Below are 19,709 nucleotides of genomic sequence, written 5' to 3'. Positions count from 1 at the left end.
GCGGAAAGCCCCCCGGATGCGGCCTACGGCCTTATCCGGGCTACGCGACTACCGCGGAACAATCCTCGCAACCCCTCTCCTGGAGGGCGACATCACGTAGCCCGGATAAGCGAAGCGCATCCGGGATCCCACGCCCGCGGGCCATCCAGTACACCGCGGGATGCCCCCCGGATGCGGCCTGCGGCCTTATCCGGGCTACGCGACTGCGCGAAACAATCCTCGTAACCCCTCTCCTGGAGGGCGAGGGACATCACGTAGCCCGGATAAGCGAAGCGCATCCGGGAAATGGCACCCGCGCACGACCGGGCACGCCGCGGAAGAGCCCCGGATGCGGCCTGCGGCCTTATCCGGGCTACGCGAATACGCGAACCATCCTCGCAAGCCCCTCCCGAGGGAGGGGGAATGCGGCGGTTCAGCCTTCGTCGATCGCCGCGCGCAGCGGCGCAAGGAAGCTGCGTGCACGCGCGGCTGCGTCGTCCGCGTCCGCCGCGTCGCCAAGCACCGACACCAGCGCCGAGCCGACCACGACCCCATCGGCATCGACGGCCATGGCCTTCGCGCTGGCCGCATCCTTGATGCCGAAACCGGCTACCACCGGCACCTTCGCGGTGGCGCGCAGTTCCTGCAGGCGCCGGCCGGCGGCGCCGGTGTCCAGGCGGTCGGCGCCGGTCACGCCGGCGTAACTGACGTAATAGAGATACCCCTGCGCGCTGGCGCTGAGCATCGCCGCGCGCTCGCCCGAGGTGGTCGGCGAAGCGAGCATCACCAGGGCCAGGCCAAGCTCGTTGAACGCGGTCTGGAACTGCGGCGCTTCTTCCGGCGGCAGGTCGACCAGCAGCACGCCGTCGACGCCGGCGGCCACGGCCTCGGCGGCGAATCGCGCCGCGCCCCGGATCTCGACCGGGTTGAGGTAGCCCATCAACACCACCGGCGTGTCCGCATCGCGCTCGCGGAAGCGGCGCACGCAGTCGAACACGTAGGCCACGGTCGCGCCCCGCGCCAGCGCGCGCTCGGAGCTGCGCTGGATCACCGGGCCGTCGGCCATCGGATCGGAGAACGGCACGCCCAGCTCGATGCAGTCCGCGCCCGCCTCGACCAGGGCGTGCATCACCGGCACGGTCGCCTCCAGCGAGGGATCGCCGGCGGTGATGAAGGGGATGAGGGCCTTGCGCCCATCGGCGCGCAGTCGTGCGAAGGTGGTGTCGAAGCGGCTCATGGATCGCCTTGTATGGGTCGGTCGCGCCAGTGGCGCGTCATGCGTTCTGGATGCGGGCCTGGGCCATGCTCAGAGCTGGATGCCTTCGCGCGCGGCGATGGTGTGCACGTCCTTGTCGCCGCGGCCGGAAAGGTTGCACAGCACCAGCTTGTCCCTGGGCAGCTCGCGCGCCAGCTTGATCGCCTGCGCCACCGCGTGGCTGGATTCCAGCGCCGGCAGGATGCCCTCGGTGCGCGTCAGCCTGTGGAAGGCTTCCAGCGCCTCCTCGTCGGTCACGCCCACGTACTCGGCGCGGCCGCTGTCCTGCAGGAAGGCGTGCTCCGGGCCCACGCCCGGATAGTCCAGGCCGGCGGAGATCGAGTGGGTCTCGATGATCTGGCCATCGTCGTCGCACAGCACATAGGTGCGGTTGCCGTGCAGCACGCCGACCCGGCCGGCCGAAAGCGAGGCCGCGTGGCGACCGGTGTGCACGCCCTCGCCCGCCGCCTCGGCGCCGACGATGCGCACGTCGCGGTCGTTGAGGAAGGCGTGGAACAGGCCGATGGCGTTGCTGCCGCCACCGACGCAGGCGGTGATCACGTCCGGCAGGCGGCCGTAGTCGGCCAGCATCTGCGCACGCGCCTCGCGCCCGACCACGGCGTTGAAGTCGCGCACCATGCGCGGGTACGGATCGGGACCGGCGACGGTACCGATGATGTAGAAGGTGTCCTGGACGTTGGTCACCCAGTCGCGCATGGCCTCGTTGAGCGCGTCCTTGAGCGTGGCCGAGCCGGAGGTCACCGGAACGACCGTGGCGCCCAGCAACTTCATCCGGTAGACGTTGATCTTCTGGCGCTCGATGTCGGTGGCGCCCATGTAGACCACGCACTCCAGGCCCAGGCGCGTGGCCACCGTCGCGCTGGCCACGCCGTGCTGGCCGGCGCCGGTCTCGGCGATGATCCGCTTCTTGCCCATGCGCGCGGCCAGCAGGGCCTGGCCGATGGTGTTGTTGATCTTGTGCGCGCCGGTGTGGTTCAGGTCCTCGCGCTTGAGCAGGATCTGCGCGCCGCCCACTTCCCGGCTCAGGCGCTCGGCGTGGTAGATCGGGCTGGGCCGGCCGACGTAGTACTTCAGGTCCTTCTCGAAGGCCGCGATGAACTCCGGATCGACCCGGGCCGCATCGTAGGCCGCCGCCAGCTCCTGCAGCGGCCCGATCAGGGTCTCGGCGACGAAGCTGCCGCCATGCCGGCCGAAATGGCCGCTGGCGTCGGGATAGGCGTGGAAATCCTGGATGGAAGCGGTCATCGGCCTGGCAAACCTGTAGAAGTGGATTGACCTTAGCGCACGACAGCGTCCCCATAAAGCGATAAAGTCTGGCTTGATACGTCAGGAAAACTCACATGTCGCGCGACCTGCCGCCGCTCAATGCCCTGCGCGCCTTTGAGGCCACGGCCCGCCTGGGCAGCGTGGCGGGGGCCGCGGAGGAGCTGCACGTGACCCCTGGCGCGGTCAGCCGGCAGATCAAGCTGCTGGAGGAAGCGCTGGGCGCGCGGCTGTTCACCCGCCGCGGCCGCGGGCTGGCGCCCCCCGCCACCGGACGGCGCCTGGGCGAGGCCGCCGCCGCCGCGTTCGAGCCGCTGCGCAAGGCCTGGGCGGAGCTGCGCACGCCGGCCACCGCGCCGGCCCTGGTCCTGGGTTGCCCGGGCAGCCTGCTGGCGCGCTGGATGATCCCGCGCATGGAGCGGCTGTCGGCCGACCTGCCCGAACTGCGCCTGCACCTGGTCGCCAGCGAGGCCACGCCCGACGAAAACCTCAGCGGGCTTGGGGCGGCGCTGCTGATCGGCAACCCGCCGTGGCCCCCGGGCTGGGAGGTGCACCGCCTGGCCCCGGAGCGGATCGGCCCGGTGCTCAGCCCGCGTCATCCCTCCCACCACCGGCTGCAGGGCGCACCTGCCGAAGCCCTGCGCGGGGAGCCCCTGCTGCACACCGCCTCCCGCCCGTCGGCCTGGCCGGAATGGGCGCGCCGCAACGGGCTCGACCCGGAGGCCCTGCAGATGGGCACCGGCTTCGACCACCTCTACTACCTGCTGGAAGCGGCCGCAGCGGGCCTGGGCGTGGCGATCGCACCGGAGGAACTGGTCGCCGACGACCTCCGCGCCGGGCGCCTGGCCGCACCCTGGGGCTTCGTCGAAACCGGCGGCGAGTGGGCGCTATGCGTGCCCCGTGGCAACACCGATCCGCGCATCGGCGCGCTGGCCGGGTGGCTGGGGGAACAGCTGGCGCGCTCGATCGACGGGTAGCCTCGGCGACAAGGCCCACCGCGGATCCGCAAACGTCGCGGCAAGCGTGCGCCCAGGAAAAGAAGCCACCCGCGCTTGCGGAAAGGCGCCTTCCTCCCTGTGTGATTCCGCGCCATCCCGCCCCACCTTGCCCCATGCCCGTTACGCGGCGCCAGGCCGGGGGGCGGTATTCCAGGCCCTGCGACCGGATTCCGGCGGAAACACGGCCAATGCCGTGCCGGGGCCGCGAATCCGGCAATCAGTAGCGGTCTTCCTCGAACTGTTCGGCGCCCGGGACCGGAGGCAGCCAGGGTTCGCGGCGCCTGACCCAAAGCTCGTAGGTGGGCACGAGCCCGCTCGGCGCCTCGACCAGCGTGCCCAGCTTGATCTCGGCCTCGTGCGCGTCAAGCGAGTAGACCGGCGAGGCGCAGGCGCTGCACGCGTGCTGCCCGCGGTACTGCACGGTCGTTCCCGAGGACTCGAACCGGGCGGCGGGCCATACCCCGTACCAGGTGAAGGCCGAGCCGCTCTCCCGGCGGCAGTTGGCGCAATGGCAGATGCCGACGCGCATGGGCTCGCCACGCGCGGACACCCGCACCTGGCCGCAAAGACACGTGCCCCTGGTAAAGCTTCATGTGCATCCGGTGGCAGCTGGCGAGCGGCCCAGTCTGCTACGACCGGCCGGCGGTCTCCACCCGTCCGTCCCGCGGAGGCGATGGCCACGGCCGGTCGACGCGCCCGCCTTCCAGAATCTGCACGGCACACACCGCTCCCGGAAACGACACGGCCCCGTCATTGTGGACGGGGCCGGCGCGAGGCTGGCGGCCCCGACACGATTCGAACGTGCGACCTTCCCCTTAGGAGGGGGACGCTCTATCCAGCTGAGCTACGGGGCCAAGGCCGGGGATTGTCGCATGGCGCCCGCGCCCGGCCAATCCGTACCCGTCGCCCCGGGGGACCGATGCGAAATGGTTTCGATTGTTAGAATCGGCGCCAAGCATCCCGGCGATGCCGTCCGCGTGGCGGTCCGCTCCCTTCATTCCAGGAGATTCCATGTCCGCATCGCTGCTCCAGGCCCTTGGCCTCGGCGCCACCAATTCCGGCACCTACCTCGGCGACGGCCGCTGGTCCGACGCCACCGGCGCAGGCGTGCTGCGCCCGGCCAATCCGACCACCGGCGAGGTGATCGCCGAGGTCCAGGCCACCACCGAGGCCGATTACGAGGCGGTCATCGCCCGCGCCCAGGAAGCCTTCAGGACCTGGCGCACCACCCCGGCGCCGCGCCGCGGAGAGGCCATCCGCCTGTGCGGCGAGGCCCTGCGCCGGAACAAGGACGCGCTCGGCTCGCTGGTCGCGCTGGAGATGGGCAAGTCCAAGGCCGAAGGCGACGGCGAAGTGCAGGAGATGATCGACATCGCCGACTTCGCCGTGGGCCAGAGCCGCATGCTGTACGGCTACACCATGCATTCGGAGCGCCCGGGCCACCGCATGTACGAGCAGTACCACCCGCTGGGCCTGGTCGGCATCATCTCGGCCTTCAACTTCCCGGTCGCGGTGTGGAGCTGGAACTCGTTCCTGGCCGCCATCTGCGGCGACATCTGCATCTGGAAGCCGTCCAACAAGACGCCGCTGACCGCGATCGCCTCGATGAGGATCTGCAACGAGGCGCTGAAGGCCGGCGGGTTCCCGGACATCTTCTTCCTCATCAACGACGCCGGCACCGCGCTGTCGGAGAAGCTGGTCGACGACAGGCGCGTGCCGCTGATCTCCTTCACCGGCTCGACCCAGGTCGGCCGTATCGTCAACGAGAAGGTCGCCCGCCGCCTGGGCCGCTGCCTGCTGGAGCTGGGCGGCAACAACGCCATCATCCTGGACGAGACCGCCGACCTGAAGCTGGCGATCCCCGGCATCGTGTTCGGCGCGGTCGGCACCGCCGGCCAGCGCTGCACCACCACCCGCCGCCTGATCGTGCACGAGTCCATCTACGACACCGTGCTCGACACGCTGGTCAAGGCGTACAAGCAGGTCGAGGGCAAGATCGGCGATCCGCTGGACACCGCCAACCTGATGGGCCCGCTCAACAGCGCCGAGGCCGTGCAGCAGTACCTGGACACCATCGCCAAGGCCAAGGCCGCCGGCGGCACCGTGGTCACCGGCGGCGCGAAGCTCGACCGCCCGGGCCACTTCGTCCTGCCCACCATCATCACCGGCCTGGACAACAGCAACCCGGTGGTCCAGCACGAGACCTTCGCCCCGATCCTGTACGTGATGAAGTACGGCAGCCTGGACGAAGCGATCGGGATGCAGAACGGCGTGCCGCAGGGCCTGTCGTCCTCGATCTTCACCCAGAACCTGAAGGCCGCGGAGAAGTTCCTGTCGGCCGCCGGCAGCGACTGCGGCATCGCCAACGTCAACATCGGCACCTCGGGCGCGGAGATCGGCGGCGCCTTCGGCGGCGAGAAGGACACCGGCGGCGGCCGCGAGTCGGGCTCGGATGCGTGGAAGGTCTACATGCGACGCCAGACCAACACCATCAACTACTCCGATTCGCTGCCGCTGGCCCAGGGCATCAGGTTCGACCTGTAAGCAGCACCTGCGCCGGCGGCGGCCACCCGCCGCCGGCCGCATCGCGTGGACTGCGGCGCCTCACGCCGCCCCGCCCACGCAGTCGGCACGTGGCCGGTTGCATCCGGCATGGAGGTTCCAGTGACGGACGACCTCGCCCCCACCACCCGCTTCAGTGACCGCGTCGCCGACTACGTCCGCTACCGCCCCGACTACCCGCCGGCGCTGCTGCATTGGCTGCGCGAGCAACATGGCATCGGAGCGGACTGGCCGGTCGCCGACATCGGTGCCGGCACCGGCATTTCCTCGAAGCTGTTCCTCGATGCAGGCCACCACGTGGTGGCGGTCGAGCCCAATGCCGCCATGCGCCAGGCCGCGATCGACTGGCTCGGCACCCATCCCGGGTTCCGCGCGGTCGACGGCCGCGCCGAGGCCACCACCCTGGCCCACGCCAGCATCGGCCTGGTCTCGGCCGCGCAGGCCTTCCACTGGTTCGACCAGGAGGCGGTCAAGCGGGAATGGCGCCGCATCCTGCGCCCGGGTGGCCTGGTCGCGGTGTACTGGAACTCGCGTCGCCTCGCTGGCACGCCCTTCCTGGAGGGCTACGAACGCCTGCTGCGCGAGTACGGGCTGGACTACACCAGCGTCTCCGAACGCTACGGCGACGACGAGCACATGCGCCGCTGGTTCGGCCGCGGCCTGCGCGGCATGGCCCGCTTTCCGCACTCGCAGCGGCTGGACCTGGAATCCCTGCGCGGACGCCTGTTGTCTTCCTCGTACGCGCCGCGCCCCGGCCACCCGCGGCACGCGCCGATGATGGCCGCCCTGGACGCGCTCTTCGCCGCCACCGCGCTGGACGGCCAGGTCGATTTCGATTACGACACCCGGATCTTCCTCGGCGTCCCGGACTGAGATGCGCATCGCCGCCGTTTCCGACATCCACGGCAACCTGCCCGCGCTGGACGCGGTACTGGCGGACATCGCCCGCAGGGGCTGCGACCTGATCGTGAACCTCGGCGACATCGCCTCCGGGCCACTGTGGCCGCGGGAAACCCTGGAACGGTTGATCCCGCTGGAGCTGCCGACCATCGCCGGCAACCACGAGCGCCAGCTGCTGGGCGACCCGGCCGGACTGGCCAGCTCCGACGCCCATGCCCGCCAGGCCCTGGCCGACGCGCAGCTGGACTGGATCCGCGCCCTGCCGCCACGCCTGCGCCTGGACGACGTGCTGCTGTGCCACGGCACCCCCGGCAGCGACCTGCAATACCTGCTGGACGACATCGCCCCGCCGGGCCTGGTCGCGGCCAGCGCCCACGCCGTGGCCGCGCGGCTGGAGCACCCGGATGCCTGTGGCGCGGCCCTGGTCCTGTGCGGCCACTCGCACACCCCGCGGCAGCTGCGCCTGGACGACGGCCGCCTGGCCTGCAATCCGGGCAGCGCCGGCCTGCCTGCGTTCGACACCACGTACCCGGTGTGGCACCAGGCCGGCACCGGCACCCCGCATGCCCGCTACGCCGTGCTGGAGCGGCGCGGGGGCCACTGGCAGGCCGAGGACGTGGCGGTGGAATACGACCACGAGGCGGCCGCGCGGCGGGGCGCGGCGCTGGGGCGGCCGGACTGGGCCCATGCCCTGCGCACCGGGAACATGCCGTGAAGGGCGGCGCCATGGCGCGTTTGCTGGAATAATCGCCTCCTGCGCACGCGCTGGCGGCCGCATCCGATCCCTGCAGGAACCCGAATGAACCCGAACCCCAAGACCAGCCCGCTGGCGATCACCAGCCTCGTCACCGGCCTGCTCGGCTGGACGCTGATGCCGGTGCTGGGCTCGCTGGTGGCCATCGTCACCGGGCACATGGCCCGCGCCGAGATCCGCCGCTCCGCCGGCGCCCTCGACGGCGACGGCCTGGCCACGGTCGGCCTGGTGCTGGGCTGGCTGCCGCTGATGCTGGGCATGCTCGGCCTGGTGGCGGTCTTCATGTTCCTGGGCGGCATCGCCTGGCTGGGGGCCATGGGCTGATGTCGATCTACTCCCTCGCCCGCCCCTTCCTGTTCGGACTCGATGCCGAGCGCGCCCATGGCCTGGGCCTCAAGGCGCTGGACCTGGCCTACTCCACCGGCGCCACCGCGGCGCTGGCAAGCCGCTGCCCGCCGCTGCCGACCCGGGTGCTGGGCCTGACCTTCCCCAATCCGGTCGGCCTGGCGGCCGGCCTGGACAAGAACGGCGCCCACATCGACGCCCTGCTGTCGCTGGGCTTCGGCTTCGTCGAGGTCGGCACGGTGACCCCGCGCCCGCAGCCGGGCAACCCGAAGCCGCGCATGTTCCGGCTGCCTGCCGCGCAGGCGGTGATCAACCGCCTGGGCTTCAACAACGACGGCGTGGACGCACTGGTGCGCAACGTCGAGCGTGCCCGGCGCAAGGGCGGCCTGCTGGGCATCAACATCGGCAAGAACAAGGACACCGCCAACGAGGACGCGGCCGGCGACTACCTGTACTGCCTGGAACGCGTCTATCCGCTGGCCGACTACGTCACCGTCAACATCTCCTCGCCCAACACCGCCGGCCTGCGCGAGCTGCAGGAGGAACAGGCCCTGCGCCGCCTGGTCGGCACCCTGCGCGAGGCCCAGGAGCGGCTCGCCGCACAGCACGGCAAGCGCGTGCCGGTGCTGGTCAAGATCGCCCCGGACCTGAGCGACAACGACATCGATGCCGCGGCGCGGGTGCTTTCGGACCTGGCGGTGGACGGCGTGATCGCGACCAACACCACCGTGGACCGTTCCCGGGTGCTGGGCCTGCCGCACGCGGAGGAGGCCGGCGGCCTGTCCGGCGCGCCGCTGATGGACCAGGCCACCTTCGTGCTGCGCCGGTTGCGCGCGCGCCTGCCCGAGTCGATCCCGCTGGTCGGCGTGGGCGGCATCCTTTCCGGCGCCGACGCGGTGGCCAAGATGGCAGCCGGCGCCACACTCGTGCAGTGCTACACCGGCCTGGTCTACCGCGGCCCCGAACTGGTGGCCGAGTGCGTGGAGGCCATGCGCCGGCGCAAGGAAGCACCCAGCCGCGGCACCGCCGACGCTTGACCGGGGCAGCATGACGGCTCTCTACCAACTGGTCCGCGACGCGGACCTGACCCGGCGCAACACTTTCGGCGTGCCTGCGCGCGCGCCGTGGCTGCTGCAGGTCAACGACGCATCCCTGCTGCCCGAGGCGCTTGGCCTGCCGCAGCTGCGCGGCCTGCCGCTGCTGCCGCTGGGCGGTGGCAGCAACCTGCTGTTCGCCGGCGACGCGCCCGGCGCCGTGCTGGTGATGGGGGGCGATCGCATCGAGCTTCTGCCCGGTGATGGCGATGCGGTACGCGTGCGCGCCGAGGCCGGCGCCGAGTGGCACGGCCTGGTGATGTGGAGCGTTGGACAGGGCCTGTCCGGCCTGGAGAACCTGGCCCTGATCCCCGGCAGCGTCGGCGCCGCGCCGATCCAGAACATCGGCGCCTACGGCGTGGGAGCCGGCGAGCGCATTGTTGCCGTCGAGGCCTGGGACCTCGGCGCCCAGGCCTTCGTGCGCCTGGACCGCGACGCCTGCGCCTTCGGCTACCGCGACAGCGCCTTCAAGCGCCAGCCCGGGCGCTGGATCGTCACCGCGGTGGAGTTCGCATTGTCGCGCACGGCCGCACCGCGCCTCGGATACGCCGGACTGGCCGAGGAGCTGGCCGCCATGGGCGTGGCCTCGCCCGGCCCGCGCGAGACCGCCGAGGCGGTGATCCGCATCCGCCGGCGCAAGCTGCCGGACCCGGCCCAGGTCGGCAATGCCGGCAGCTTTTTCAAGAACCCGATCGTGCCGCGGGCCCTGGCCGAGTCGCTGTACCAGGCGCATCCGGCGCTGCCGGTGTTCCCCGGCGATGCGGAGGACACCCGCAAGCTCTCGGCCGCGTGGCTGATCGATGCCTGCGGCTGGAAGGGCAGGCGCGAGGGCGATGCCGGCGTATCGGCGGGCCACGCCCTGGTGCTGGTCAACCACGGCCGCGCGACCGGCCTGCAGCTGCTGGACCTGGCGCGGCGCATCGCCGCCTCGGTGCAGGAACGTTTCGGGGTGGCGCTGGAGCCCGAGCCACGCGTGGTCGGCGCGGACTGGTGAGGCCGATGGCCGGGGCGCGCCAACCGCTTCCCGTGCCGCTGCGCGCCGCGCTGCTGATGCTGGGCAGCACGGCGCTGTTCGGGATGATGGCGGTGGCGATCCGGCTTGCATCGGCCCACCTGCACACCTTCGAGATCGCGTTCTTCCGCAATTTCTTCGGCCTGATGGCGGCGCTGCCGCTGCTGCTGCGTCATGGCCCCGGACTGCTGCGCACGCAGCACTTCCCGCGCTACCTGTTCCGCTGCATGGTCGGCATCTGCTCGATGCTGGCCGGCTTCTGGGCGATCGGCCACCTGCCGCTGGCGCAGGCGATCTCGTTGTCCTACTCCACCCCGCTGTTCGCCACGATCGCCGCGGCGGCCCTGCTGGGCGAACGCGTGCGCGCGCGGCGCTGGGCCGCGGTGGTGCTGGGCTTCGTCGGCGTGCTGGTGATCGTGCGCCCAGGCACCACCGGCTTCAGCGAAGGCGCGATGGTCGCCGTGCTGGCGGCGCTGCTGTCGGCGATCGTCGCCATCCAGATCAAGCAGCTGTCGGCCACCGAGCCGGCCGACCGCATCGTGATCTGGACCACCCTGCTGTGGGTGCCCATGTCCCTGGTGCCGGCGCTGGGCGTATGGACCTGGCCGCAGGGCATCACCTGGCTGTGGGTGGTGGCCGCCGGCGTGTTCGGCACCGGAGGCCACATGCTGTGGACGCGTGCGCTGAAGCTGGGCGAGGTCTCGGCGCTGACCCCCATCGGCTTCATGCAGCTGCCGATCGTGGCCGTGTTCGGCTGGCTGCTGTTCGGCGAGTCGCTGGACCGCTGGACCGTGCTCGGCGCGCTGGTGATCCTGGCCGCCAACGCCTACATCGCGCACCGCGAGGCGGTGCTCGCGCGCCGCGCCGCGACAGGCTCCCCGAGCACCGCGGCCAAGCCCGGCGAGTGACCCGTGAAAATTCTGGAAAAAAACCTTGCCCACCTGCTTCGATATCCATTATGATGCGCGCCCTGTCGGGGTGTAGCTCAGGCTGGTAGAGCGCTACGTTCGGGACGTAGAGGTCGCAGGTTCGAATCCTGTCTCCCCGACCAATCTTCAAGCGGTACGCAGACCGGCCTCGCGCCGGTTTTTGCTTTCCGGGATCCGGAAAACCGCAGCCGCCGCGAGGCCATCGCAATGCATGCTTCCCCTTCCGCAGCCACCGCCGGGACATCCGGGCGGGTGCTGGTGCTGGCCGGCATCGTGCTGGCCGCCTTCAACCTGCGCACCGCGGTCACCTCGGTCACGCCGCTGCTGGACATGCTGGGCCACGAATTCGGCTTCGGCCCGGCGCTGGCCGGCGTGCTCGGCATGGTTCCCACCGCCGCCTTCGCCGCCGCCGGCGTCGGCACCCCCCGCCTGGCGCACAGGCTGGGCCTGGAGCGCACCGCGGTGCTGTCCATGGCCCTGGCTGCCACCGGGCTGCTGTGGCGCTCCCTGAGCGGCTCCAGCGCGTCCCTGCTGGTCGCCTCGGCCGTGGCCCTGGCCGGCATGGGCATCGGTAACGTGATCCTGCCGCCGCTGGTGAAGCGCTACTTCCCCGATCGCGTGGGCACGCTCAGTTCGGTCTACATCACCGTGCTGCAGGTCGGCACCATCCTGCCGGCGCTGCTGGCCGTTCCCGTGGCCGCCGCGGCCGGCTGGCGCGTGTCGATGGGCCTGTGGAGCCTGCTGGCGGTCGCCGCCCTGCTGCCGTGGCTGGTGGGGCTGCGCCGCGAGCGCGACCCGCGCAATCCGCTGGCGCGGCTGCACGACCAGGCCGTGCGCTCCGGCGACGAGGCGCCGGAACTGGCCGCGCCGGCCGTGCGCGGCCGGGTGTGGAAGACCGGCCTGGGCTGGGGCATGGCCCTGATGTTCGGCATGACCTCGCTGGTCACCTATGCGCTGTTCACCTGGCTGCCGGGATTGATGGTCGAGGCCGGTACCAGCCCCGCGTTCGGCGGCACGATGCTGGCGCTGTTCTCCGCCCTGGGCCTGGCCGGCGCGCTGGTGATGCCTGCGCTGGCCGCGCGCGTGCGCAATCCGTTCCCGATCGCCCTGCTGTGCGCGGCCTGCCATCTGTCCGGCTTCTCCGGGCTGTACTGGGCGCCGCTGGCCGCGCCGGTGCTGTGGGTGTCGCTGCTGGGCCTGGGCCCGGGCACCTTCGCGCTGTCGCTGACCCTGGTGAACCTGCGCACGCGCTCGCCCGCCGGCTCGGCCGCGCTGTCCGGCTTCGCCCAGGGCGTGGGCTACGCGCTCAGCTGCCTGGGTCCGCTGCTGTTCGGCGTGCTGCACGCGCGCACCCATGGCTGGGGCGCATCATTCGCGTTCCTGGCCGCATGCGTGGGCCTGATGCTGTGCGGCGCCTGGCTTGCCTGCCGGCCGGGCTACCTCGAAGACCGCTGGTGATCGGTACCGGGCCGGCGCACCAGGCGGCACGCCACCACGACCACGGCCGCGCTACTCCTCCTGCGCCAGCAGGTCCGGGTGCCGCACCTGGCCCTCGCCACGGACCACGAAACGCTCGACGGTCAGCGCCTCCAGGCCCATCGGGCCATAGGAGTGCAGGCGCGTGGTGGAGATGCCGATCTCCGCGCCCAGGCCCAGCTCACCTCCGTCGGAGAAGCGCGAGGAGGCGTTGACCATCACCACCGCCGAGCGCAGCGCCTGCACGAAGCGTTCGGCGTGGCTGGCGTCGGCGGTGACGATCACCTCGGTATGGTCGGAGGTGTAGCGCTGGATATGCCCGATGGCCTGCTCCAGGTCGTCGACCACGCGCACCGCCAGGATCAGGTCCAGGTACTCGGCGGCGTAGTCGTCCTCGGTGGCCACCACCAGGTCCGGGACGATCGCCCTGCTGCGCTCGCACCCGCGCAGCTCGACCCCGCGCCCGCGCAGCTCGCGCGCGGCGCGCGGCAGGAACGAGGCGGCCACGTCGGCATGGACCAGCAGGGTCTCCAGCGAATTGCACGCCGCCGGGCGCGAGACCTTGCCGTCGACCAGCAGGTCCAGGGCGATGCCCAGGTCCGCCGGGGCGTCCACGTACATGTGGCACACGCCCTTGTAGTGCTTGATCACCGGGACCCGCGCGTGCTCGGCCACGAACCGGATCAGGCCCTCGCCGCCGCGCGGGATCACCAGGTCCACGATCTCGTTGAGCTGGATCAGCTCGAGGATGGTCTCGCGGCGCAGGTCCTCGACCAGGGTCACCACCGCCTCCGGCAGCCCCGCCTCGCGCAGGGCGCGCTTGAGCGAGGCGGCAATGGCGGTGTTGGAGTGGATCGCCTCCGAGCCGCCGCGCAGGATCACCGCGTTGCCGGCCTTCAGGCACAGCGCGGCGGCGTCGGCAGTCACGTTGGGACGGGCCTCGTAGATCATCGCGATCACGCCCAGCGGCACGCGCACGCGCTCGACATGGATGCCGTTGGGACGGTCGTAGGCGCGGGTGACCTGGGCCACCGGATCAGGCAGCCCGGCCACCTCGCGCAGCGCGTCGGCCACGCCCTTGAGGCGCTTTTCATCCAGGCGCAGGCGGTCCTGCATGGCGCTGCCCACGCCCTTGGCCGCGGCGGCCTCGACGTCGCGGGCGTTGGCCCCGAGGATCGCGGCCGCATCGGCCTCCAGCGCGTCGGCCATCGCGCGCAGCAGCGCGTTCTTGCCTTCCGTGGACAGCTGGGCGATGGCCAGCGCGGCTTCGCGTGCCTGCAGCGCCTGGGTCTTGATGTCGCTCATGTCGGCTCCCTGCGGATGGTTTGGACCAGGCCGCCCCGCGTCCGGCCGGGCGGCCGCGCCTGTGTTACGACGCCAGCAGCACCAGGTCGTCGCGGTGGATCACGTTGCCGCCGTAGTTGTAGCCCAGGATGGACTCGATGTCGCGCGAGTGGCGCCCGGCGATGCGGCCCACGTCCACCGCCGAGTACTGGCTGATGCCGCGGGCGACGGCCTGCTCGCCGCCGTCCTGGCGAACCACCACCTCGACCATGTCGCCGCGGCGGAACTCGCCCTCGGCCGCGACCACGCCGCCGGGCAGCAGCGAGGCGCCCTTGCCGGCCAGCGCGCCGGCGGCGCCGGCGTCGACCACGATGCGCGCGCCGCGCTCCAGCGGCGCGTGCCGCAGCCAGTACTTGCGCGCGGCGATGCGGCTGCGCGCGGCGCGGATGCGGGTGCCATGCAGGCGGTCGTGGACCAGCTCACGCAGGACGTCGGCACGGCGGCCGTTGAACAGCACCGTGTCGATGCCCGCCGCGCCGGCCTTGGCCGCGGCCTCCCGCTTGGGGCGCATGCCCCCGGTGCCGACCGCGCTGCCACTGCCGCCGGCCATGGCCAGCACCTCGGCGCCGAGTTCGGCCACCTCGGGCACCAGCCGCGCGTCCGGGTTGGTGCGGGGGTTGGCGTCGTACAGGCCATCGATGTCGGTGGCGATGAACAGCACGTCGGCATCGATCAGTGCCGCGACGATCGCCGCCAGGTTGTCGTTGTCGCCCAGCTTGAGCTCGTCCACCGAGACGGTGTCGTTCTCGTTGACCACCGGCAGCGTGCCCAGCGCCAGCAGCTCCTTGAGCGTGGCGCGGGCGTTGAGGTAGCGGCGGCGGTTGCGCAGGTCGTCGTGGGTCAGCAGCACCTGCGCCACTGGACGCTCGAAGAAGCGCTGCCACAGCTCGATCAGCCGCGCCTGGCCCAGCGCGGCCAGTGCCTGGCGCTGGGCCATGGCCGCGCCGGCCTCGGCCGCGCGCGGCAGGATGGCGCGGCCGGCGGCGACGGCGCCGGAGGAGACGATCACCACCTCGCGCCCGGCGAGCACGGATGAAGACACGAACTGGGCCAGGCCCAGGGCAAAGCGCGGCGACAGCCCGCCACCGCCATCGGCGGCCAGCAGGCTGCTGCCGACCTTGAGCACCGCCCGGCGCCAGGGCGGCAGGGCCTGCAGGTTCTGCAACGGGGACGCGGTGTTCATGCGCTCAGCGGTCGCCTCGGTTGGCGAGCTTCCACTCGCGTACGGTCAGGTCGGAACTGCCGGTCCGTGCCAGCGGATCGGCATCGGCGAGGGCCTGCGCCTCGGCCAGGCTGTCGATGCCCTGCAGCACGTAGGCGCCGCCGGTGCCATCGGCGAAACCACCCGCGCTGGCCAGCAGGCCGCGCACGTGCAGGTCGTCCAGGTATGCCAGGTGCGGCGCGACCACGGCCGGGTCGAAGCCCGGTCGGCGCATGGCGATGACGAGGTAGTGCTTCATGGTGCGTCCATCCTGTCGGCGATCCGCTTGTGCACTGCCGCGGGCAGGCTCCCGCCCGCGTTACCGCTGCGCTGGCCGGCGAACGACGCCGGCCAGCAGGTCGAATCAGGCCAGCGCGGCCCAGCGTGCTTCCAGCTCCGCCAGGCGCAGGTCCGAGGCGGCACCCGGCGAGGTGCGCGCGGCCAGGCTGCCCTCCGGCGTGCGTCCCTGCCCCGCGGTGTCGGCGCTGGCCGCGGCGGCCTTGTAGGCCTCGCGGAACGGCACGCCGGCGATCGCGGCCTCGACCGCCACGTCGGTGGCATACATGCCCGAGTCGATCGCCGCGCGCAGCTTGTCCTCGCGCCACTCCAGGTTGGCCAGCAGCGCCGGCAGCAGTTCCAGCGCGGCCAGGCCACGGGCGAAGCCGTGCACGATCGCGCCCTTGGAGGACTGCAGGTCGCGCTGGTAGCCGGAGGGCAGCGACAGCAGCTGCTCGATCTCGGTGCGCGCGGCGGCCACGCTGGCGTGGGTGGCGCGCATCAGCTCGATCACGTCCGGGTTGCGCTTGTTGGGCATGATCGAGCTGCCGGTGGTGTACTGCGGCGGCAGCGAGACGAAGCCGAATTCGGCTGTGGTGTACAGCGAAAGGTCCCAGGCCAGGCGGCGCAGGTCCAGGGTCGCGCTCCCGAGGGCTTCCAGCGCGGCCAGCTCGAACTTGCCGCGCGACAGCTGGGCGTAGATCGGGCTGACCTGCATGCGCGCGAAGCCCAGCGCGGCGGTGGTGTGTTCGCGATCCAGCTTGAGGTTGACGCCGTAGCCGGCGGCGGTGCCCAGGGGATTGCAGTCGACCAGCTTGAGGGTGTCGGCGGCGCGGATGGCGTCGTCGATGAAGGCCTCCGCCCAGCCGGCCCACCACATGCCCGCCGAGGACACCACGGCGCGCTGGATGTGGGTATAGCCCGGGATCGGCAGGTCCTTCTCGGCGGCGGCGCGGTCCAGCGCCACCCGCGCGACCTCGCGCGACAGCTGCGCCACGCGCGCCAGCTTCTCCTTCAGCCACAGGCGGGTCGCCACCAGGATCTGGTCGTTGCGGCTGCGGCCGGTGTGGGTCTTTCGGCCTGCGTCGCCCAGGCGCTCGGTCAGGCGCGCCTCGATCGCCGAATGGCAGTCCTCGTAGCTTTCGTCCAGGACGAAGGCACCGTTGCGGAAATCGTCGGCGAGGATCGCCAGCTCGCGCTTGAGGCCTTCCAGCTCGTCGGCCGAAAGGATGCCGATGCGCTGCAGCCCTTCCGCGTGCGCGGTGCTGGCGGCGATGTCGTGCAGGAAGAATTCGCGGTCCAGGATCACGTCGTCGCCGGCGAGGAAACGCTGGATCTGCGCGTCCACCGCCACGCCGGGCTTCTGCCACAGCAAATCAGCCATGGGCACTCTCCTTGAAGGCCGGGATCGAGGCCAGTTCCGGCAGTCCCAGCGCGATGTTGATGTTCTGCATGGCCTGGGTGGCCGCGCCCTTGAGCAGGTTGTCGAGGGTGGCCACCACCACCACGCGCTTGCCGCCCGGGGCCACGGTGAAGCCGCCGATCTCCACGCCGTGGCGGCCGACGATGCGGCTGACCCACGGTGCCTGCTCCAGCACGTCCACCAGCGGCTCGGCGGCATAGCGCTGCTCGTAGCGCGCGCGCACCCAGTCGGCCTTCAGCGGCTCGCGCAGCCACATGTTCACGGTCATGGTGATGCCACGGAAGTGCGGGGCCACGTGCGGCATGAACTCCACCGGCACGCGCAGCTGCGAGGACACCTCGCGCTCGTGGATGTGGTCGGCCAGCGCGTACGGCATCAGGTTGTCGCGCAGCAGCTCGGGGTTGTTGCGGTCCGAAGGCGTGGTGCCGGCGCCGGAATAGCCCGACACGCCGAAGCACTGCGGCGGGCCGGCCAGGAACTCGACCATCGGCCAGATCGCCAGCTGCATCGCGGTGGCGTAGCAGCCGGGATTGCTGATCCGCTTCTGGCCCTGGTAGTTGCCGCGGGTGATCTCGGGCAGCCCGTAGTACCAGGACGGGTCGAAGCGGTGGTCGGCGGACAGGTCGACCACGATCGTGCCAGGCGCCACGGCATCGATGCCTGCGACGATCTCGTCGGACTTGCCGTTGGGCAGCGCCATCACCACCACGTCCGCGCCCTTGGCCGCGACCTGGTCATGGGCCAGGTTCTCGAAGCGCAGCTCGCCCTGGTAGGCATCGTTGTGCTCGGACACGCGCTGGCCGTCCAGCTCGCGCGAGGAAACGAACGCCAGCTCCAGGTGCGGGTGGGCCGCCACCAGGCGGATGAGTTCGGCGCCGGTGTGCCCGCGGGCGCCGACGATGCCGATGGAGTACTTCCTGCTCATGCGTGTGAATCCAGTCGGGAACGGAGGTGGCTGCGCACCCCCGGCCATTCGGTGTCGAGGATGGAGAACACGACGGTATCGCGCAGCGTCCCGTCGGCGTGTCGCTTGTGGTTGCGCAGGACGCCGTCCTGCTTCGCGCCGAGCCTGGCGATGGCCTGGCGCGAACGCTGGTTGAACCAGCTGGTCTCGAAGTACACCGAGGCGCAACCCATCGCCTCGAATGCGTGCTGCAACAGCATCAGCTTGCACTCGGTGTTGACCCCGGTGCGCTGCACCCGCGGTGCGTACCAGGTATAGCCGATGGCCAGGCGCGGCACCTCGGGCTCCAGCCCGTACATGCGGGTGGTGCCGACGACCTGGCCGGCGGCATCGCGCACCGCGAAGGCCACCACCCTGCCTTCGGACTGGGCCTCAAGCGCGGCGTCGATGTAGGCATCGACCCGGTCCGGCGCCGGCACGTTGGTGTACCAGAGCCGGTGCAGGCCGCCCTCCCCGGAGACCACGCGCAAGGCATCGGCGTGGGCCTGCGACAGCGGCTCGAGCACGGCGTGCCGTCCCGCCAGTACGGGCGCCTCGCGCCAGGCGTGCAGGAACGCGGCGTCCATGTCAGCCGACCAGGGTGGGCCGGCGGGTGGCGCAGTGGGCCACGCAGCGCTCGATGTGGTCGAAGCCGTCGATGCCGTACCAGAACACCTTCCACTTCTCCTGCTTGATGCAGCCGTCGGACTCGGCGTAGTAGAAGATGTTGACCTGGTTGTTGTGGCGCGAGCGCCAGAACAGCTGCGGCGTCTCCTCGCGCATCACGTTCCACACGGCCCGGCCCAGGCCCTCGCCCTGGGCGTCGTCCAGCACCGCGAACTTGTCCAGGTACACGCCCTCGGGGGTGCGCACCAGGATCACCGCGGCGCGGTAGTTCTCGCTGACGTAGGCGCGCAGCAGGTCGGTGCGCTGGAAGTAGTCCGGCACCAGCTCGCGGCCGAAGCTGGATTCGATCAGCGCCTTCAGCCGGCCCAGGTCCAGCTCGTCCCAGGACCCGGCGCGCAGCACGCGCTCGCCGCGGCGCACCAGGGTGCCCGAGCCCTTGTGGGTGAACAGCTCCTTGGCCAGGTCCGCCGGACGGGTGATCGACACCGACGACTCCAGCGGCAGGCTGTCCAGCAGGTCCTTGATCTGCTCGATCTTGACCTTCATGCCGCCGTGGATCCACGGCTGCCTGATCAGGTGCTCGTACTCGGTGGACAGGTTGATCGAATCGATCACCTTGCCGTCCTCGTCGAGCAGGCCGCCGGTGCCGGTGAGGAAGATGATCTTGTACGGCTGCAGCTCGCGCACCAGTTCGTTGGCGGCGAAGTCGGCGTTGATGTTGAGGATCTGGCCGCTGGGGGTCTCGCCCAGGCTGGTGATCACCGGGATCGAGCCGGCGTTGAGGCTGGCCTCGATCGGCGCCAGGTTGACCTTCCTCACCTCTCCCACCAGGCCGTAGGTGGCCTGGTCGAGGTAGGCGGCCTCGAACACGCCGCCGGTGATCGAGGTGGCGCGCACGCCGTTGCGCTGCAGGGCCTCGACCAGCTTGAGGTTGGAGGCCTGGAATACCCGGCGGACGATCGCCAGCGCCTCCGGCGAGGTCACGCGCAGGCCGTTGACGGTCTGCTTTTCGATGCCCGCGGCCGACAGCTCGGCGTCCAGCTGCGGGCCGGCGCCGTGCAGCACGATCGGGGTCAGGCCTACCTCCTGCAGGAACGCCAGCGAGGAGGTCAGGTCCTCCAGTTCGTCGCGCAGCACCGCGCCGCCGACCTTGACCACCGCGAAGCGCTTGGCGTCGACCTGGGAGAAGCGCTTGAGGTACTGGCTGATCTCCTTGGCGCTGGCCATGCTCGACAGCAGGCGGACGATGGTCTGGCGGGTCTGGATCTGGGTCGGGGTTGCGGGAGCGTTCACGGTCGGATGTCGGT

At 71.3% G+C, this 19,709-nt stretch carries 18 protein-coding genes, 2 tRNA genes and 1 pseudogene; 10 read left to right on the top strand and 11 right to left on the bottom strand.

Features of this window, described 5'->3' with window-relative positions; genetic code table 11:
• Positions 1-412: 412 nt before the first annotated feature.
• Both trpA and trpB read right to left on the bottom strand, forming a co-directional pair.
• Complete coding sequence (gene trpA / locus CSC68_RS06830) at positions 413-1,216, bottom strand: tryptophan synthase subunit alpha (protein ID WP_162202773.1); 804 nt, start codon at positions 1,214-1,216, stop codon at positions 413-415.
• Between the two features lie 69 nt (positions 1,217-1,285).
• A complete protein-coding gene (gene trpB / locus CSC68_RS06825) occupies positions 1,286-2,500 on the bottom strand; it encodes a tryptophan synthase subunit beta (RefSeq protein WP_162202772.1) in 1,215 nt (404 codons plus the stop codon).
• Positions 2,501-2,595: 95 nt separating this feature from the next.
• Here trpB and CSC68_RS06820 point away from each other — a divergent pair, with 95 nt between their 5' ends.
• A complete protein-coding gene (locus CSC68_RS06820; protein ID WP_162202771.1) occupies positions 2,596-3,495 on the top strand; it encodes a LysR family transcriptional regulator in 900 nt (299 codons plus the stop codon).
• A 238-nt stretch (positions 3,496-3,733) separates the two neighbouring features.
• Here the strand turns inward: CSC68_RS06820 and CSC68_RS06815 are convergent.
• Both CSC68_RS06815 and CSC68_RS06810 read right to left on the bottom strand, forming a co-directional pair.
• Positions 3,734-4,084 (bottom strand): annotated as a pseudogene (locus tag CSC68_RS06815) (GFA family protein); the annotation flags it as partial.
• A 209-nt stretch (positions 4,085-4,293) separates the two neighbouring features.
• A tRNA-Arg gene (locus tag CSC68_RS06810) sits at positions 4,294-4,370 on the bottom strand.
• Between the two features lie 157 nt (positions 4,371-4,527).
• On the opposite strand from CSC68_RS06810, the gene amaB reads away from it, so the two are divergent.
• The 9 genes from amaB to CSC68_RS06765 all read left to right on the top strand — a co-directional run bounded on the left by amaB (position 4,528) and on the right by CSC68_RS06765 (position 12,570).
• Complete coding sequence (gene amaB / locus CSC68_RS06805; RefSeq protein WP_162202770.1) at positions 4,528-6,060, top strand: L-piperidine-6-carboxylate dehydrogenase; 1,533 nt, start codon at positions 4,528-4,530, stop codon at positions 6,058-6,060.
• 120 nt (positions 6,061-6,180) lie between these two features.
• Positions 6,181-6,951, top strand: a complete 771-nt coding sequence (locus CSC68_RS06800) for a class I SAM-dependent methyltransferase (RefSeq protein WP_246193470.1) — start codon at positions 6,181-6,183, stop codon at positions 6,949-6,951.
• Between the two features lies 1 nt (position 6,952).
• Positions 6,953-7,693, top strand: a complete 741-nt coding sequence (locus CSC68_RS06795) for a metallophosphoesterase family protein (protein WP_162202768.1) — start codon at positions 6,953-6,955, stop codon at positions 7,691-7,693.
• Between the two features lie 84 nt (positions 7,694-7,777).
• Positions 7,778-8,056, top strand: a complete 279-nt coding sequence (locus CSC68_RS06790) for a DUF4190 domain-containing protein (RefSeq protein ID WP_162202767.1) — start codon at positions 7,778-7,780, stop codon at positions 8,054-8,056.
• Positions 8,057-8,061: 5 nt separating this feature from the next.
• The gene (locus CSC68_RS06785; RefSeq protein ID WP_162202833.1) at positions 8,062-9,114 is read left to right on the top strand and encodes a quinone-dependent dihydroorotate dehydrogenase; all 1,053 of its coding nucleotides are present in this window, start codon (positions 8,062-8,064) and stop codon (positions 9,112-9,114) included.
• 10 nt (positions 9,115-9,124) lie between these two features.
• A complete protein-coding gene (gene murB / locus CSC68_RS06780; RefSeq protein ID WP_162202766.1) occupies positions 9,125-10,165 on the top strand; it encodes a UDP-N-acetylmuramate dehydrogenase in 1,041 nt (346 codons plus the stop codon).
• A 5-nt stretch (positions 10,166-10,170) separates the two neighbouring features.
• The gene (locus CSC68_RS06775; RefSeq protein WP_162202765.1) at positions 10,171-11,091 is read left to right on the top strand and encodes a DMT family transporter; all 921 of its coding nucleotides are present in this window, start codon (positions 10,171-10,173) and stop codon (positions 11,089-11,091) included.
• A 66-nt stretch (positions 11,092-11,157) separates the two neighbouring features.
• Positions 11,158-11,234: transfer RNA gene (locus tag CSC68_RS06770), tRNA-Pro, on the top strand.
• 85 nt (positions 11,235-11,319) lie between these two features.
• Complete coding sequence (locus CSC68_RS06765; protein ID WP_162202764.1) at positions 11,320-12,570, top strand: CynX/NimT family MFS transporter; 1,251 nt, start codon at positions 11,320-11,322, stop codon at positions 12,568-12,570.
• Between the two features lie 51 nt (positions 12,571-12,621).
• On the opposite strand, the gene CSC68_RS06760 is transcribed toward CSC68_RS06765, so the two are convergent.
• The 7 genes from CSC68_RS06760 to CSC68_RS06730 form a co-directional block, all read right to left on the bottom strand.
• A complete protein-coding gene (locus CSC68_RS06760; protein WP_162202763.1) occupies positions 12,622-13,893 on the bottom strand; it encodes a glutamate-5-semialdehyde dehydrogenase in 1,272 nt (423 codons plus the stop codon).
• A 64-nt stretch (positions 13,894-13,957) separates the two neighbouring features.
• Complete coding sequence (proB, locus tag CSC68_RS06755) at positions 13,958-15,115, bottom strand: glutamate 5-kinase (protein WP_162202762.1); 1,158 nt, start codon at positions 15,113-15,115, stop codon at positions 13,958-13,960.
• Between the two features lie 4 nt (positions 15,116-15,119).
• Entirely contained in the window at positions 15,120-15,392 is a 273-nt protein-coding gene (locus CSC68_RS06750) for a YciI family protein (RefSeq protein ID WP_162202761.1), read from the bottom strand.
• 105 nt (positions 15,393-15,497) lie between these two features.
• Positions 15,498-16,793, bottom strand: coding sequence for an argininosuccinate lyase (gene argH / locus CSC68_RS06745; protein ID WP_162202760.1), 1,296 nt, complete (start codon positions 16,791-16,793; stop codon positions 15,498-15,500).
• The gene (gene argC / locus CSC68_RS06740; protein WP_162202759.1) at positions 16,786-17,757 is read right to left on the bottom strand and encodes an N-acetyl-gamma-glutamyl-phosphate reductase; all 972 of its coding nucleotides are present in this window, start codon (positions 17,755-17,757) and stop codon (positions 16,786-16,788) included. Before argC ends, argH begins: the two co-directional genes overlap by 8 nt.
• Positions 17,754-18,362 (bottom strand): GNAT family N-acetyltransferase, encoded by a 609-nt coding sequence (locus CSC68_RS06735; RefSeq protein ID WP_162202758.1) that lies wholly within the window; start codon positions 18,360-18,362, stop codon positions 17,754-17,756. Before CSC68_RS06735 ends, argC begins: the two co-directional genes overlap by 4 nt.
• A gap of 1 nt (position 18,363) precedes the next feature.
• Positions 18,364-19,695 (bottom strand): acetylglutamate kinase, encoded by a 1,332-nt coding sequence (locus CSC68_RS06730; RefSeq protein ID WP_162202757.1) that lies wholly within the window; start codon positions 19,693-19,695, stop codon positions 18,364-18,366.
• Positions 19,696-19,709 lie beyond the last annotated feature (14 nt).

Origin of the sequence: Pseudoxanthomonas suwonensis (assembly GCF_010093235.1) — a bacterium.
In the GTDB taxonomy this organism is placed as follows: Bacteria; Pseudomonadota; Gammaproteobacteria; order Xanthomonadales; family Xanthomonadaceae; genus Pseudoxanthomonas; species Pseudoxanthomonas suwonensis.
The sequence above is the reverse complement of the archived record's forward strand: the minus strand, read 5'-3'. Positions and strand labels throughout refer to the sequence as shown.

What these genes read in the sequence shown, in the direction of transcription:
- argC (WP_162202759.1), bottom strand. Translation starts at nt 17,757, where the DNA reads ATGAGCAGGAAGTACTCCATCGGCATCGTCGGCGCCCGCGGGCACACC.
- trpA (WP_162202773.1), bottom strand. Translation starts at nt 1,216, where the DNA reads ATGAGCCGCTTCGACACCACCTTCGCACGACTGCGCGCCGATGGGCGC.
- CSC68_RS06750 (WP_162202761.1), bottom strand. Translation starts at nt 15,392, where the DNA reads ATGAAGCACTACCTCGTCATCGCCATGCGCCGACCGGGCTTCGACCCG.
- CSC68_RS06765 (WP_162202764.1), top strand. Translation starts at nt 11,320, where the DNA reads ATGCATGCTTCCCCTTCCGCAGCCACCGCCGGGACATCCGGGCGGGTG.
- CSC68_RS06820 (WP_162202771.1), top strand. Translation starts at nt 2,596, where the DNA reads ATGTCGCGCGACCTGCCGCCGCTCAATGCCCTGCGCGCCTTTGAGGCC.
- proB (WP_162202762.1), bottom strand. Translation starts at nt 15,115, where the DNA reads ATGAACACCGCGTCCCCGTTGCAGAACCTGCAGGCCCTGCCGCCCTGG.
- CSC68_RS06775 (WP_162202765.1), top strand. Translation starts at nt 10,171, where the DNA reads ATGGCCGGGGCGCGCCAACCGCTTCCCGTGCCGCTGCGCGCCGCGCTG.
- CSC68_RS06760 (WP_162202763.1), bottom strand. Translation starts at nt 13,893, where the DNA reads ATGAGCGACATCAAGACCCAGGCGCTGCAGGCACGCGAAGCCGCGCTG.
- CSC68_RS06735 (WP_162202758.1), bottom strand. Translation starts at nt 18,362, where the DNA reads ATGGACGCCGCGTTCCTGCACGCCTGGCGCGAGGCGCCCGTACTGGCG.
- trpB (WP_162202772.1), bottom strand. Translation starts at nt 2,500, where the DNA reads ATGACCGCTTCCATCCAGGATTTCCACGCCTATCCCGACGCCAGCGGC.
- CSC68_RS06790 (WP_162202767.1), top strand. Translation starts at nt 7,778, where the DNA reads ATGAACCCGAACCCCAAGACCAGCCCGCTGGCGATCACCAGCCTCGTC.
- amaB (WP_162202770.1), top strand. Translation starts at nt 4,528, where the DNA reads ATGTCCGCATCGCTGCTCCAGGCCCTTGGCCTCGGCGCCACCAATTCC.
- murB (WP_162202766.1), top strand. Translation starts at nt 9,125, where the DNA reads ATGACGGCTCTCTACCAACTGGTCCGCGACGCGGACCTGACCCGGCGC.
- CSC68_RS06795 (WP_162202768.1), top strand. Translation starts at nt 6,953, where the DNA reads ATGCGCATCGCCGCCGTTTCCGACATCCACGGCAACCTGCCCGCGCTG.
- argH (WP_162202760.1), bottom strand. Translation starts at nt 16,793, where the DNA reads ATGGCTGATTTGCTGTGGCAGAAGCCCGGCGTGGCGGTGGACGCGCAG.